This window comes from Nitrosovibrio sp. Nv4 (assembly GCF_900215485.1).
GTDB lineage: Bacteria > Pseudomonadota > Gammaproteobacteria > Burkholderiales > Nitrosomonadaceae > Nitrosospira.
The window spans coordinates 645438-659678 of record NZ_OCMZ01000002.1 but is presented as its reverse complement, the minus strand read 5'-3'; the positions used below and the strand labels follow the sequence as shown (position 1 = coordinate 659678).

The following is a 14241-nucleotide window of genomic DNA, read 5'->3' as shown; positions in this document are numbered from 1 at the left end:
GATCGAAGCCGGAGATTAAAGGATTGCTGGCATTGTGGGATTTATGACATAACGAGGGGAGCTCTGGGATGACCGGAAAGCCTTCCGCAATTGCATGCAGCAACTACAATTAATCGTGTTGACGCATGCCTTGACTGTAGCTCGCTAACCTCGGTTTAGTCCTTCCCTTCGCGACGGTGATCTGCTGGCGGATATTTTGTCCTGCCGGTTTTTTTTCATATCGCCCCAGTGTTCCTGAGTCTTTGATTGAGAATGTTTGAACATTTTTTTCGTAAAGACTTCAGCTCCTTGATCAAGTAAACCGGAAAATGTGGTGAATGCTTCGTGGTGATTACGTTTTTTCACTTTTTCCTCCTTCCCAAAAGAAAAAACCTCCAACAGTAGACCAGCCCCCTGGACGACGCTCTTCCAGGAACGTCCCATCCAATAAATTTAGTCAGCAAGCCGTTGGTATTGGTTCCCCGAATTTGCCCTGAGATCTGTCTTTAATACGTGTGGAGGAACTTACCAGAGCCTGAGCAGCAACTTTCATTGTCCACAATTGCTGTGGATAAGCTTGTTGATAATCCATGAACACGATTCGTAAGTTACCCTTCCGCAATGGTATTTCCCTTTCGGCTATTTTTTGAACTTTAGAAATAATATTCTTTTATCAAAAACATACAGGAAAGCCAGCAATAATGCGGGTTTGCTCTACCCTGGTTTGAATGATGGCGTCAATTGCGTGACATTTTGTTACGGTGTGGATCTGTCGGAGGTGAGTTGGTGCCTCCTATGTAAATTGCTATCCCAGGGTCAACAACAATTTTGTTATTCTGAAAAGTAACGGGCGTGCAGAGTGCAAACGAGCTTGGCACCCGCATACGATCAAGTTTGCTGCCCGGCCAAGGCTCAAATAGTGCGAAGCGCAGTACCCCGGTTGCGTTCTACCTGCTAAGCGGTCCTGGATACTTAGCGGCCGCCAACTCGCCAATCTGTTTTCCCATGGCAGTGCCCACCTCTGCGGAGTTACGATAGTGCACGCCATCGTAAATACGTGCATTGGCAACCTCCTGAACGAAATCATCGATTCCTGTCCAGCTTCGTGCGATGCCGCCAGCAGCAGAACTGGTAGTCGTTAAAAGCGGAACCCGTCCCGCGCCAATCTCCGCTTGCAGCACCGCCCCGACAGCTCCGGAAACAATGCAGTGTGCACATGGATATTCGGGATGCATGGGCGTGTCGACAAAGGACAGCCACGACGGGTCCCGTTCGGTTGCGTCGTTGCCGTCGATGTCGCCGTTACGAATCGCCGTGACCGGTCGCCAGAAGCCATAGTGGTACTTCGCATCAAAGACGGCGATCAGAGCATCGTTGCTGGCCTGAGTCACCATCGCAAAAAGGCGTGCATTCTGCGTAATCTCCCTTCCTGGAACTTCGGCAACGGAGCGCACGATTCCGTGGTAGATGGGCGGCATCACTTCCTCCCAGAAGTGGGCAATAGCGGTCTGTTTCGCACTGCGGCGCGTACTGTGTTTGCTGCCGAGAGTTTTGACCTCGTTATAATCGCGTGCCCATAACTCACTGGTCAGCGATGGAGGAGGGCCGGGGCGGAACTGGGAAGCACTCGTCATCAGCCATGGCTTGATCTGTAACCAGTGCGGGGCCTCCGGTATTACGGTAGGCACGTACACGCCTGGAGACGTATGAGGCCGATACGTCTCCCCCGCCGCAATGCCGTCATTCGCGCGTCGAACCAGGATCGCGGCAGCAGCTTTTTCTCCAATCACGATTCCCTGGGTCTTCGCAGGACCACCCGCTATCGAGGCCAGCGCAGCATGGTAAGCAGCCTCGATAGCCGCCTGTCCTGACGGCGCGAGTTCCAGCAGCGTGGCCCGGGTTGCAGATGCAATGGCGGCATCCACCGAAGCGCCCTGCGCCGCCTTCAGCTTGAGCCCATCCGATGGATCATCCGGATACCGTCTGGTAATTGCGTTTACGGCCTCATATATTGCCGCATGAACAATTGCCAGCACACGGTCGGCCGGTAGCGGTCCCAATTTTGCATTGACAACAATATCCCCGGCCACGCGGTTCCAATCGGTAACTGCATCTGCCCTGGCGATGGCACTGGCAAACAAAGAGGCGGTGGCAATTGCCAAGACAGTGATCAGCAATCCGGTCTTGGGGCGCGTCCTGATGTTTTGAATCATAGATTTTTTCCATTTTGGGATTAAACAACCATATACTTAAAGCGTGACGAGTCATAGGCCCGCCTGTTTATTGCCCGCTTTGGGTGTTTTCTTAAGCCATGCGTCAGGCTTGACCTGTATTGGAGAACTATCCCCGTGGTTCTACCCTGCATTGTCCGGCCTTGGTCGGAGCGGATACCCGGATTCCTTTTGATATTGTAACGTGGCGAGGAGCGTGAACTATGGATATTGAATGGAAAGTAGTTGATGAAAGTCATCAAGAGGTATTTGTAGAGCAACATGTAAGAGGTTTGCTCTGGATTACAACCGCCGGTTTTTCATTTTGGCACAGCTATCCTAATCCGGCGGTAGATCTCTCCCATGCAAAAACCGTCGAGGAAGCGAAAAAAGCAGTAGAAGCTGCTCTTCGTTTGGAGGAGTATGAAAATTTTGGCGAGATTAAGAAATAGATTGTTGTTGCATTAATCGCTACCCGACTCTTGTATTTCCCGAGGGCAAATATTTAATGCCCCTACTCTTTCTCTGATGAGCATGAGCACCCATGCAGTGCAGAAGGTGTAATATCGCGACGGGACGGCGCGTCTGCTGCCGATCGTCGGTCGGGTGTAAACGCTTGCACGATATCCGAAAGCCATGAAAGCTCTTGCACGCGACGTGCCCGAGGTTCAGCCCCCGGCGACTGCAACGCCACACTGCAAGGGTCTGTTTTCCCGAGAGTGGAATGGGTTTTATTGTCCACAATTGCTGTGGATAAGTTTGTTGATAACCTCTGTACACGGTGGGTAAGTCACCCAGTTGTAACAATATTTCCCGTTTGGCTATTTTTTAAACGTTTGTAAAATACATTTATTATCAATAGGTTGAATTGAAAACTACGCTTCATGCGGGTTTATCACTGGTAATCATGGGTGATTATGAAATTTCCGTGACTATGTGGATTACTGTGAAATGTCAAGAAAAATTTCCAACAGATCGACAGGAAAAATGGATAGAACCTCGGCACGAGCGGAGTTAGCCGGAGATGATCCAGCGGCTGCTATTTAGTTGGGATTCTTCGCTGACCTGAATGCAAAGATGTCCTCTCAACCACGGTAAGCAGAAGAGGGCCCCACAACGGGCGAGTGTGCGGCAACGAACAGTTACAGCTACAGCTTTAGGGTATGTTTTAGATGCGTCAGCAACTAAAATCAACCTAAAAAGGTTACTTATGAAAAACTTAAAGCTGCTTACGGTAGTAGTAATGCTTGCAGGAATTACCGGCTGCATATCGATAGGCTCAAGTAAACCTGGCCCTCAAGGTCCCCAAGGCCCGCAAGGAGAACCTGGGGCCAGCGAGAAGGTTATCGTCGTGCCAGAGAAAGAGTATTGAGCGACGATTTAAACGAAATGGTCCGATGTCGGCGCATTCATATTTTTGAAATACGCTGGCGGTGCAGGCATCGGTAATTAAACATAATCCGGCCTCTTTCACTCAGCAGAAAGTCTATCGTTGATTCCCCTCAGATAAACTGCACAAGGGTGCAGATAACCAAGCCGGATTTGCGCAGTGTAGCGTGACGAGGGGGGGCTCCAGTAGCGTGAAATCCGGCTGCTGCCCAGCTTTACCCACTCATATCGACCAGTGGCAGCAGATTAATTCGGAATGGAATGCCTGCGTTTCCGCGTTACCAGCCGACCCACTAATACTTCCGCTATCGTAATTACTTGGGCTACAGCATTGACCAGGTGGGCCCAAGCTATTAGTATATGCACCTCTTCAATTCCCCGATAGCTCAGTCGGTAGAGCGACGGACTGTTAATCCGCAGGTCCCAGGTTCGAGCCCTGGTCGGGGAGCCAAAACCTAAGATAAATCAAGAAGATACTGAATATACCCCTCCAGGGGTACCTTCAACTTGACCAAAATCTTGACCAAAAACCCCTCTAAAACCCACCTATCGCAGGGTGGAATATTTATCTTTAGTTTTCCCTAAAGTATCCCTGACAGCAACCGTTAAGTAGCACCAGCAGTACCCTATATTCCTTGCCCAGCTCATTTGTTGCGATGCAGTGTTCGAGAATGGCTCGGTTACGGCGGTTTTGTTTCCGCCGCCTCTTCAAATTCTCATCGCTGACATACTTGCCCTCGCGGCTATGCACCAGTCCCAGACGAATCGCGCCGTGTTCGAACTGCCGCACGTGATTTTTGCGCAATGCCCTGCGCCACCAATACTCATCGGAAAGGCGAGCTAGAATTCCAGTGTGGGTAACACCTGTATCGGTATGACCCCCTTTTTTCCAGATTTGCCAAGCTGTATGTTTCTACAGCTTGCTAGCTCATCCATTCCCGCGCTTAATGGTGCTTGTTGGTCACAATGCTACAAATGTATGTGACCCTGTTTTAAACGTTGTAGCGGCAACGCAGATAGTTTTTCAACGCGCTTGTTAGATGTTAGCTAGTATCAATACGCAACTATTAGTTAAACAACACTTAAGGGTCATTATCATGGCTGCTAATAATACCGTTCCGAACCCAACGTGGTACGGCGATATTCGAAATATGTTTAATACCACAGACATCGCTCACATGAGATCGCAAGGTCTTGATTTAAGTGATTATAGTGCAGTTAAAAACAATGCACCAGGAATTTACGGCCAGGTTTCATCCGGTAACATGCCCCGGCCTCCAAGTGCACCTTGGTCCGCAGGTTGGGTACAGACATTTTTGAACTGGATGACAAACGATTATCCAAAAGGCACCAATATCTTGTCACAACCCAAACTGACGGGTCTGACGAGCTTGACTTCTAACATAAGCAAAGCAACAAGAATTCGTAAAGAGATTACGACTCTGTCGAGCACAGAACTTAGCAATCTCAAGAAGGCATTTTCTGGAATCATGGCAAAGGATATTGACGATCCGAACAGTTACTTTGCTCAGGCAGGTGTGCACGGTCGCCCGAATCCTTATTGCATGCACCATATACCGGGTTACAATCCTTGGCATCGAGCCTATCTAGTAGGTTTTGAGAATGCACTTCGTTCGGTACCAGGATGTGAAAATGTTACTCTTCCCTACTGGGATATTTCGACTCCATTGCCTGACATTTTTAACCAAGTACCATTCGCCAGTTATACTCTTCCAGTAGATATCGGTGGAGGCTACCGCAAAGGCTATGTTACGACAAGATATAACGCGTCAGATATACAAGCAAATTTTGTATCTTATGGTGTGCTTGATGATTTCACTCGGGCATCTACCAAAACCGACTGGGAAGATTACACTGGCCTTATTGATAATCGACCAAACAATACGACAATAGCTGGGCACGATGGAGGCCATGTGTCTATCGGGGATACCATGAGCCTTCAAGATGTCGCGGCCTTTGATCCTGTTTTCTGGTTCTACCATTGCAATTTGGATCGATTGTTCTGGCAATGGCAAACAGCGATGCAAGCTACCAATTTGAACGGCTTATTGAGCACAGTTGAGTCGGCTCAAAGCCGTCAAATTTTTACAATACCGGCTCTGACAAATTTACCTCCTTTAACTGAAAAACCGCCTAAACTCAATACAGTTGAAATCATTGATTCTATCAATGGTCTGGATGTAGGTTATGAAATTAAACCTCCTTCTATGGCATTGAGTATGCAAGTAAAAACCAAAGGTTCAACACTTGCTTCAGAGAAATTCTTTGTGCATACGGATTTCGTCAATATACGAGTAAAAGGTATAAATCGTTTAAAAATACCGGGCAGTTTTAAAGTGCATCTTTTGAAAGATGGAAAAACCATCGCTTCCAAAGCCTTCTTCCAACCTGTCGAAGTGGAGAAATGCGCCAATTGTGTTGAAAATGCAGTTGTACACTTTGATTTTGAATTGCCCTTAGATTCTGTTTCTAGAGGAAAATTGGGAGTTTGGGTTGAACCACTTGATCAAAGTCTATTTGGAGATCATTTCCCCCATAAAGCGATGGGAAATCCAACGGTCAATGTTCGCTTACTCCTCAGCAACGAATAGGAAAAGATGGAGGAAATTTCTTGCTTCTTTGTGAAGAAAATCCCTGATTAACTTGCTTGTTCCTTTAATACCGCACTGGAACTGTTCCATTAGGTCCCCCAGCTCGTTGAGCGCGCCCGATCGTCGTTTAGCCGTAAGCGCAGCACTTTTCCCGCCTTGCCATCCCTGACAGATTTGCGTTGTTTGACGACCAGCATGCCGTCGCGTATATCTGTCTCACGCATTTTGAGCGTGTCGGCCGGTCGTTGCCCTGTAAGATACGCCAAATCCATTGCATCCCGCACGGCCTGGCTTGCTACTGTTTTCACGGCCGCGAACACATCATCGTTAATTTAGACGTCTCGGCCATTTTCTCTGTATCCCTTTACGCCCTTGCCTGGATTGGCCAGCGCTGTGAAGCCGCGTTCCCTGGCATAATTCCAGATATGAGATAGCAGCGATTTCTCCCGATTCGCCCTAACCTTGGCGGTAGCGCCACGCCAGTCCCAGGTATTGGCCACATGGACTGGCTCGATCTCGTTGAGTTACCGATGCGACGCGGCGGTGAAAGCCGCCAACTGAGCGTCGAAAGCACGCTTGTATGCGGGCCGCGCCTCGCCGCGGACGACATAGGCGGCCAGGTTCAGATATTCGTCCAGAATGCCTGATGATTTCAGCCTGAGCAGCACTGACACCATCATCAGGTCGCCCGCGCTGAACGCACCATCGAGCCAGTCGGCATCACCCAGCCGAGTGGAAAGTTGGTCCAGCCGTTTTCGGACACGCTCCTCGACTAATGGCAGGCGCTCCTTATTCCAAGGCTTGTCGCCCTCCAACAGCCTGGCAGTTCCAAGTTCAAGGATCGACGGCTCCACCGTGTTGAGCGCGGCAAACATCCAGGTGATCGCACGGGCCCGGGCATTCGCATCGACCGGCAACAGGACCGCGTGGCGCTCGGCGATATGGAACACGATCGCCCCTGTCTCGAACAGCGCGAGATCGCCTTCCTCATAAGTTGGAATCTGACCGAAAGGATGAAGCGCCAGATGCGCTGGTTCCTTCATCGCACGGAATGAAATAAGGCGAACTTCGTAAGGTTGGCCCACTTCTTCAAGCGCCCAGCGCACGCGCATGTCACGCGCCAGCCCCTTGCCGCCATCGGGCGACCGTTCAAAGGCGGTAATGGTAATGGTCATCGTGAGGCTCCTCCTGTAAAAATCATCGGCTGTGGGACTGGCAAGCCGCCAAGGCGAATTCTCCCTCATTATTGCTACTGTGCGTGGACGCACTCATGGAGGTCCGACTTGAGGCTAGTAGGTACCCTATGATGGACGTTTTCTCCCCATCGGGGCCCATGGATTTCTTTGGCCCCGATCCGCTCTTCTGCTGCCGCGTGCACTATTACTCCATTCCTATTGAATTATGTAATAGTGTTCAATTTACGACAACTCGAACGATCTGTTTATAATTTAGAGCGAACTCAGATTTCCCTCCTATATTCCACGAGCAAGTAACCCGGTTCCCTCCCTTGTATTTGTGTTGTGACATTGCCTATATGCCGATGAGAAACGCTTCTCTCTTGCTGTTCATTTGGTCCGTGCTATTTACGACAGCGTCACTAGCAGATTCGCCCGAAGGTGGGGATATTGAAGTCAAGGTAAAAATGGTCGGGGAAAGCATTATTGTTGATGTAACTTTTTCCGTTCCAGCAACACAGCAGGAGGTCTGGGCCGTGCTGACTGACTTTGACCATATGGCTGATTTTGTCTCCAACTTAAGGGAGAGCAAGGTTGCCAGTGTTTCTGGAGATACGATTACGATTTTTCAGCGCGGTGCTGCAACTTACGGGCCCATCAGCTATCCGTTCAAGTCAACACGGGAAATCAGGCTGATGCCCTTCGATAAAATTCGGACCCACCTGATCAGTGGCAACATGCGCAAGATGGAAGGTACTACTTATCTGATCCATGAAGGCGCACAAACCCGTGTTATCCATCACACTGATACAATTCCGGAGATCTGGTTTCCTTTGGCAGTGGGACAGGTCTTCATCGAGCATGAAATGCGGGAGCAATTCCATGAAATGCGAAATGAAATAATCAGGAGAAAGAGGGCGTCGTTTCGTCGGCACTAATGGTCTTGGATTTTCGCTCGCTTGCTCTCTTTGCCTTGAATATTGAAGCCTCCACCGACAGGATGGGCACTATAGCCGCTTACTTCGTCCCGATGCAGGGGCACAATGCAATCCAAGGGGAAGAGACTAGCCGCAATCTATTAGGATAGAAATTGCGCGAAAATCGAGAAGGATTTACTTGAAGCTAACACTCCCATGCCGGTGATACCCGTAAAAACAGATATAAGCGCAAAGTGAACAAAAGGGGGTGTTAGCAGGCCGCATTCCCGTTAACACCTTAACTGTCCGGGGGTCAATACTTAACGCTAATTATTTTCTTGGACGCAGAGGTGAGGACCATCTTGAACACCCGAACCACCTTTAATACCTGACTTTCGAGCGCGCGTCTGCCATGCGGAATCAATCCGACTTCCTATTTCCCTCGAGCGTTGGGGTATGCTGATAGGGCCTTGCATCCACTGGAATGTCTATCATGAAAGTCGTTCCGCGATGTACCGAGCTATCGACTCCAATACTCCCGCCATGGCTTTCTGCAACACTACGGACATAGGGCAAGCCTATTCCCCAGCCTTCTTTGTTCCCTTGGCTTGCAGCGCCTGCTCTTTGGAATACCTGGAATATGCTCTCCATTTGTTCCGGTGGTATGGGTTCTCCCTCGTTATGCACGGTCAGCATCACGCGTTCGTGTAACGAATCGATTTTGATCCTTATAGGAGTGTCAGGAGCGCCATATTTCAGCGCGTTGCCAATAAGATTTTCGATGGCCCTTTTGATTGCCTCTCGATCCCAACAGCCTCTGGCTGCCTCGGCAATGAGTTGAACACGTGCTCCGTGCATGACTGAGAATTGTGCGCATACTTCCTTTGCGACCTCTTGCATGTCGAATTCCTCGAGACGAAGCTGTAGCCGTTCTCCAGTCTGGAATCTGGCGGAATCGAGCAAATCCCGAATCATCCCATCCATACGCTTGAGGTTGGCTACAATGTGTCCCGCAAATTCCTTTATCTTGGCTAAATCCGACGACTGCTCGATTAATTGGGCAGCAATGTGCGCATTTGATAATGGATTTCTCAGATCATGCGTAAGAGCTGCGACGAATCTTTCGCGCAGCGCTGCTTGCGCAAGAGCGAAAGCATTTACTGCTTCGCGTATCGATACATCAATAGAAGCATTGATCAGAAAAACTTCGTTATCGTCGAGCTGAACATCATTCGACTTTAAAACATCAAAGATCGACCATCTCAGTATTTGATATTCTGATACAACCGAATGAACGTTGTAGTTGGTCAGTCGCGCGCGTTCGCCGCCATGCTCAGTAGCTACAGTGTTGCTTTCATCCCCTGGCGTCCTGGGGTAGTCCGGCGTAATGGCTTCTGCAAGGTTGTCATATAGGAATGGGAAGGTATTGATCAGGGCTGGGTGAGGCAGTCGTTCGGCTTCTTTGATGGTTTGCCGAACCCTTTTTACCCATTCCGATAGGACCTCATCTCGAAGCTCCAGCATTCTTCTCCCGGTTGGCGAAAGTTTTTCAGGGTTGAGATTTTGATCGGTAGTCAGAGTCACAATAAAGGGCCTCTCTATCTGTAATAATCATTGAAAATGACAAGTTATGTAATTGTAACCATAAATGTTTACACTGCCCTTCAATAATCGGCTCAAGCAGGACCAGAGCCATACCCACTGTTAATGCCTCTCAGCGGTATACATCCTGAGCATAAAACTGCTCGACCATATCCGGGCAAGCCACTGGTGGCCGATTGGTTACTCTTTAACATACGTAAAGACTACAAGTAATGTTTTCAAACCTGCCCAGTTACGTCATCCTGGATCTGGAGACCACCGGGGGTACTCCTCTCCATGACCGCATTACCGAAATTGCCTTGATCCGGTTTGAATACGGCATTGAAACAGAGCGCTGGCAGACACTGGTCAATCCGGGAATCAGTATCCCGCCCTTCATATCCCGCTTGACGGGCATCACCAACGAGATGGTCAAGGATGCCCCGACGTTCGAAGAGGTGGCGCACACACTCTATGGCTACATTGAGGGGACAGTACTGGCAGCGCATAACGTGCGCTTTGACCATGGCTTTCTCAAGAGTGAATTCAGGCGCCTTGATGCCGTCCTAAGGCAAAAGGTCATGTGCACCGTCAAGCTATCGCGCAAGCTCTATCCCCAGCACAGAGGGCATGGGCTGGATGCAATCATGCAGCGGCATGGACTCCGCACGCAAGCACGCCATCGTGCCATGGGTGATGTGGAACTGGTGGTCGCCTATCTGGAGGCAGCCAGGCGCGAACTCGGAGAAGCCCGCATTCTTGAAGCCGTTGCTTCGCTTTTGAGGGAGCCAAGTCTGCCGGCAGGGCTGGATGCGGCGTTCCTGGAAGAGATACCGGATAGTCCCGGTGTCTATCTCTTCTATGGAGAAAACGATCTGCCTCTCTATATCGGCAAGAGTGTCACCTTGCGATCTCGCGTGATGTCTCATTTCAGTGGAGATCATTCCTCCAGCCACGACATGCGTATCGGACGGGAGGTTCGCCGTGTTGAATGGATCGGGACGGCTGGAGAACTGGGTGCGCTGCTGCTGGAATCGCGGCTGATCAAGGAACGCCTGCCCGTTTATAACCGTGTTCTGCGCAGATCCCCCAATCTATTCTCGCTTAGCCTGGCAAACGGCCTCAACCAGATTCCATTGGTAAACATCGTGACCAGGGATGAAATTTACCCGGAGGTTTTCGAGCATCTCTATGGCCTCTTCAGATCGAAAAAGGCCGCCACGGAAGCGCTTTCAGCCATTGCAAGAGACAACAGGCTCTGCCCCAGGGTAATCGGGATTGAAAGTGGCAAAGGCGCCTGTTTCGCTTACCAGCTAAAACGCTGCGATGGCGTATGCGCTGGCAAGGAGAAGCCCGAGTTGCATTATCTGCGCCTCAAGCAGGCGCTGGTCCCCTTCAGGTTAAAGACTTGGCCCTATGGAGGCAGGATCGGGATTCGTGAACACGATGAGGCATCAAATCGCACCGAGGTTCATGTCTTCGAGAGCTGGTGCCATCTCGCAACAGTGGGAGACGAGAGGGGGCTTGAAGATGTACTGGAGACACGCTCAATGTCGGGTTTCGATCCTGATACCTACAAGCTGTTGCAGCGGTGCCTGAAAAAGAACGCTTCGGTAATCCCTTTATAAGAATAGGGATTTTCATCGGCAGCCCTGGAAGAGAAGACAGAAGCGCTGACCATTGACATCCGTCACTATCCAATCTAAAGTATTGACCGCTGGATGCCATTTCATTAAAACGTCAATTTGAATAAAGGAAAGTAACGATGAAAATAACCAAAACGATGTTTGTGAGTCTTGCTTTTGGGTTGCTGTTGGCAGGGACCGCCCAAGCAGCGGAACAGAAATTTACGGTAGTTATTAACGCTTATGACACAACCATTCCGGAGCTTAAGGTCGAAGGCGTGACAGTTAAAAATATTCGCGCTTTTAATGTCCTCAATGAACCCGAGGCGTTGACTGTTAAAAAGGGGACCTCGGTAAAGATTACAATAAACAACAAATCGCCTATCAGCGAGGGATTTTCCATTGACGAGTATAAAATCAAAGAAGTCATCAAGGCGGGAGAAACCAAGGATATCAGCTTCGTAGCCGACAAGGCCGGCGCCTTCACCATTTGGTGCCAGCTCCACCCCAAGAACATCCACCTGCCCGGCTCCCTGAACGTCATCGAGTAAAGAGATCTTACGGAAACCAGGAAGACGTAGCAGGATCGCATGGAAACAGGCAGCTTCATGCCCTGTTAAAACCCGCTGAAAGGCGGGTTTTTCTTTTCCAGTTCAATCTGGCTTGATAGGGAAGAGCGATGACAAGTTATCGGGAGAGCTGCAATCCGGCGAATGCCATACTCTGTCAGCCAAAGTTATCCGCCAGAGGCGCGCTTCAGCTCAGCGATATCGATCTTCTTCATGCGAAGCATTGCTTCCATGGTTCTTTGCGACTTTTCCGGATTAGGGTCATTTAGCATCTTGAGCAAAATACCGGGAACAACCTGCCAGGAAACGCCGTATTTATCCTTGAGCCAACCGCACTGCTGCGCTTTTTCATCTCCGCCTTCAGACAGTTTTTCCCAGTAATAGTCCACTTCTTCCTGCGTCTCACAATCGACTTGAAACGAGATCGCCTCATTAAATTTGAACGCCGGACCGCCATTAAGGGCGGTAAATGCCTGCCCCTGGAGTTCAAATGTCACCGTCATTACTGTTCCTGCTGGTTTCCCGTGTATTTCATGTCCTGCTTCTCCGTAGCGGGAAATATTCAGGATTTTTGAATTTCGAAAAATACCGGTATAAAATTCCACTGCCTCTTCGGCCTGATCATCGAACCACAAACATGGCGTAATCTTTTGAGTGCTTTCCATGACGTTTTCTCCAAGTCGGAACTGATAACGGGTGAGGATGACTCTGCTACCAGTTGATCGTCTGCAACATCCTGATATCCCTTGTCACGGGAACGCGATACCAGATACCTTTGGCAATGCTGATCATTCCATCATTCCTCGAATGAATAGACCAATTTGCGATGGATAGCATAACATGACAATTTTGGCGCTTTCACTCTCAGATCTTCTGTCAGGCTTGATTCATGTTCAAGCCAGCATCAGTATGGAGCCGCATTGACGTCGATAGATAAAGGGACGATGAACCTATTCGCCGCTGCATCCGGAATCGTGACAATTCAACCGCCAGATATTCTGGGATCAACGTGGATGGGGTACCATATTACCGATCCAGTTTGGTGAACCATGGCCGATAACAGTTTAGTAATCATTAGCTCCGTAGTCCTGATTGGATTCCTTTGGCTGGCTATATGGATTTTGAAAAAAATCGCACGTGGCGAAATTGGAATCAGCGCTAACGCGGCCCTGCTGGTAATGCTGGCCGTAATTCTGCTTGTGCCTTTTGCAATGAATTTTTCCGCTCACCTGATATCCGGCATGACGCACAATTCAAGCGCTACGGAAGAGTCGATCTCCCAGCCAGACCATCATTAAGATGAGCGGATGGCGGGATTTTTCCTTGATCGACTCGTGCATCGATAGAAGTTCATTACGGCAGTTACAGCAGGGGAAATTAATATGTCTCGCGGTCTGAGGATCTGGCCGCTGCTCACAGGCACGCTTCGTTATGAAAAGACACTTTCAACACGCAACCGTGGTCATGGCGAGTTAATCGATGCTCCAATCCTCGCCTATCTGATCGAAACGCCAAATGGCCGCATTCTCTATGATGTAGGCTGTGATTACCGCAAGCTGGCGGATCCGGCTTTGCGCGCCAGCTATTTCAGTCCCATGCGTCCCCAGGTTGAGCCGCCCAGTATGCAGGAAGGGCAGCAAATCCCACGCTATCTGATGCAACTGGGGCTCGATCCCTCCGATATAGATGTCGTATTTATCAGTCATCTGCATTTTGACCATGTAGGCGGCGTCTGCGATCTAGGGGGCTGCGAAGTACATATCCAGACCGATGAGTTGGCTGCGGCGCGGACTGGATCGGATGGGAGCGTGTTTGCAGATGAATTGGTAAATGCGGATCGATGGCGGAAAAAAACAGGTGAATATCTGGTTGCACCGGGAGTGCATGCTATCGCCAGTCCTGGACATACCGCCGGGCACATGTCGCTATTCATCGAGTTACAAAGAGGTCGGCCAGTCGTCTTGTGCGGGGATGCGGCCGATCTGAGAGAGAATCTGGTCGAGGAAATTGCTCCCGGATGCTGCTGGCAGGATAACGACGCACTCGCGCTGGCGAGTATCCATAAGCTTAAGGCGCTGGCGCGCGAAGAAAATGCCCAGCTATGGCCCAATCATGATATGGATTTCTTTCTGAGCTTACCGGGATTCCCGGCTTGGAGGGATTGAGGAGTCGAGCGAGTCTCAG

General features: G+C 49.8%; 15 protein-coding genes and 1 tRNA gene. 8 read left to right on the top strand and 8 right to left on the bottom strand.

Annotated elements, in window-relative coordinates; genetic code table 11:
• Positions 1-144 precede the first annotated feature (144 nt).
• Entirely contained in the window at positions 145-345 is a 201-nt protein-coding gene (locus CRO05_RS11280; protein ID WP_143860924.1) for a hypothetical protein, read from the bottom strand.
• A gap of 581 nt (positions 346-926) precedes the next feature.
• On the bottom strand, positions 927-2192 hold the full coding sequence (locus CRO05_RS11275) for a vanadium-dependent haloperoxidase (RefSeq protein WP_097067271.1): 1266 nt from the start codon (positions 2190-2192) through the stop codon (positions 927-929).
• A gap of 221 nt (positions 2193-2413) precedes the next feature.
• On the opposite strand from CRO05_RS11275, the gene CRO05_RS11270 reads away from it, so the two are divergent.
• Both CRO05_RS11270 and CRO05_RS11265 read left to right on the top strand, forming a co-directional pair.
• Positions 2414-2641, top strand: a complete 228-nt coding sequence (locus CRO05_RS11270; protein ID WP_097067270.1) for a hypothetical protein — start codon at positions 2414-2416, stop codon at positions 2639-2641.
• A 1312-nt stretch (positions 2642-3953) separates the two neighbouring features.
• A tRNA-Asn gene (locus tag CRO05_RS11265) sits at positions 3954-4029 on the top strand.
• Between the two features lie 120 nt (positions 4030-4149).
• Here CRO05_RS11265 and CRO05_RS11260 read toward each other — a convergent pair.
• Positions 4150-4425 (bottom strand): replication endonuclease, encoded by a 276-nt coding sequence (locus tag CRO05_RS11260; protein ID WP_255405937.1) that lies wholly within the window; start codon positions 4423-4425, stop codon positions 4150-4152.
• A 250-nt stretch (positions 4426-4675) separates the two neighbouring features.
• Here CRO05_RS11260 and CRO05_RS11255 point away from each other — a divergent pair, with 250 nt between their 5' ends.
• Complete coding sequence (locus CRO05_RS11255; protein ID WP_097067268.1) at positions 4676-6190, top strand: tyrosinase family protein; 1515 nt, start codon at positions 4676-4678, stop codon at positions 6188-6190.
• Positions 6191-6279: 89 nt separating this feature from the next.
• Here CRO05_RS11255 and CRO05_RS11250 read toward each other — a convergent pair whose 3' ends face one another.
• From CRO05_RS11250 to CRO05_RS11245, 3 genes are read right to left on the bottom strand one after another with little or no spacing between them, the layout of a single operon-like run.
• Positions 6280-6498 carry a hypothetical protein gene (locus CRO05_RS11250; RefSeq protein ID WP_143860923.1) on the bottom strand — a complete coding sequence of 73 codons (219 nt, stop codon included), beginning with the start codon at positions 6496-6498 and terminating at the stop codon, positions 6280-6282.
• Between the two features lie 24 nt (positions 6499-6522).
• Positions 6523-6690 carry a hypothetical protein gene (locus CRO05_RS15560; protein ID WP_159462731.1) on the bottom strand — a complete coding sequence of 56 codons (168 nt, stop codon included), beginning with the start codon at positions 6688-6690 and terminating at the stop codon, positions 6523-6525.
• 24 nt (positions 6691-6714) lie between these two features.
• Positions 6715-7365 carry a glutathione S-transferase family protein gene (locus tag CRO05_RS11245; protein ID WP_097067266.1) on the bottom strand — a complete coding sequence of 217 codons (651 nt, stop codon included), beginning with the start codon at positions 7363-7365 and terminating at the stop codon, positions 6715-6717.
• 365 nt (positions 7366-7730) lie between these two features.
• Between CRO05_RS11245 and CRO05_RS11240 the strand changes: the two genes are divergently transcribed.
• Positions 7731-8303 (top strand): SRPBCC family protein, encoded by a 573-nt coding sequence (locus CRO05_RS11240; RefSeq protein WP_235001406.1) that lies wholly within the window; start codon positions 7731-7733, stop codon positions 8301-8303.
• 399 nt (positions 8304-8702) lie between these two features.
• Here CRO05_RS11240 and CRO05_RS11235 read toward each other — a convergent pair whose 3' ends face one another.
• Positions 8703-9806: a sensor histidine kinase gene (locus CRO05_RS11235; RefSeq protein ID WP_235001405.1), complete on the bottom strand. Its 1104-nt coding sequence runs from the start codon at positions 9804-9806 to the stop codon at positions 8703-8705.
• Between the two features lie 290 nt (positions 9807-10096).
• Between CRO05_RS11235 and CRO05_RS11230 the strand changes: the two genes are divergently transcribed.
• Positions 10097-11491 (top strand): 3'-5' exonuclease family protein, encoded by a 1395-nt coding sequence (locus tag CRO05_RS11230; protein WP_097067264.1) that lies wholly within the window; start codon positions 10097-10099, stop codon positions 11489-11491.
• A 137-nt stretch (positions 11492-11628) separates the two neighbouring features.
• Entirely contained in the window at positions 11629-12039 is a 411-nt protein-coding gene (locus CRO05_RS11225; protein WP_097067263.1) for a nitrosocyanin, read from the top strand.
• A 185-nt stretch (positions 12040-12224) separates the two neighbouring features.
• Here the strand turns inward: CRO05_RS11225 and CRO05_RS11220 are convergent, their stop codons facing one another.
• Positions 12225-12722 (bottom strand): VOC family protein, encoded by a 498-nt coding sequence (locus CRO05_RS11220; RefSeq protein ID WP_097067262.1) that lies wholly within the window; start codon positions 12720-12722, stop codon positions 12225-12227.
• A gap of 456 nt (positions 12723-13178) precedes the next feature.
• Here CRO05_RS11220 and CRO05_RS15555 point away from each other — a divergent pair, with 456 nt between their 5' ends.
• Positions 13179-13355: a hypothetical protein gene (locus CRO05_RS15555; protein WP_159462730.1), complete on the top strand. Its 177-nt coding sequence runs from the start codon at positions 13179-13181 to the stop codon at positions 13353-13355.
• A gap of 84 nt (positions 13356-13439) precedes the next feature.
• Positions 13440-14222 carry an N-acyl homoserine lactonase family protein gene (locus CRO05_RS11210; RefSeq protein ID WP_097067260.1) on the top strand — a complete coding sequence of 261 codons (783 nt, stop codon included), beginning with the start codon at positions 13440-13442 and terminating at the stop codon, positions 14220-14222.
• The last annotated feature ends 19 nt before the right edge of the window (positions 14223-14241 follow it).

Excerpts from the sequence above, each read along its gene's own strand:
- CRO05_RS11275 (WP_097067271.1), bottom strand. The coding sequence starts at position 2,192 with ATGATTCAAAACATCAGGACGCGCCCCAAGACCGGATTGCTGATCACT.
- CRO05_RS11270 (WP_097067270.1), top strand. The coding sequence starts at position 2,414 with ATGGATATTGAATGGAAAGTAGTTGATGAAAGTCATCAAGAGGTATTT.
- CRO05_RS11255 (WP_097067268.1), top strand. The coding sequence starts at position 4,676 with ATGGCTGCTAATAATACCGTTCCGAACCCAACGTGGTACGGCGATATT.
- CRO05_RS11245 (WP_097067266.1), bottom strand. The coding sequence starts at position 7,365 with ATGACCATTACCATTACCGCCTTTGAACGGTCGCCCGATGGCGGCAAG.
- CRO05_RS11240 (WP_235001406.1), top strand. The coding sequence starts at position 7,731 with ATGAGAAACGCTTCTCTCTTGCTGTTCATTTGGTCCGTGCTATTTACG.
- CRO05_RS11235 (WP_235001405.1), bottom strand. The coding sequence starts at position 9,806 with ATGCTGGAGCTTCGAGATGAGGTCCTATCGGAATGGGTAAAAAGGGTT.
- CRO05_RS11230 (WP_097067264.1), top strand. The coding sequence starts at position 10,097 with ATGTTTTCAAACCTGCCCAGTTACGTCATCCTGGATCTGGAGACCACC.
- CRO05_RS11225 (WP_097067263.1), top strand. The coding sequence starts at position 11,629 with ATGAAAATAACCAAAACGATGTTTGTGAGTCTTGCTTTTGGGTTGCTG.
- CRO05_RS11220 (WP_097067262.1), bottom strand. The coding sequence starts at position 12,722 with ATGGAAAGCACTCAAAAGATTACGCCATGTTTGTGGTTCGATGATCAG.
- CRO05_RS11210 (WP_097067260.1), top strand. The coding sequence starts at position 13,440 with ATGTCTCGCGGTCTGAGGATCTGGCCGCTGCTCACAGGCACGCTTCGT.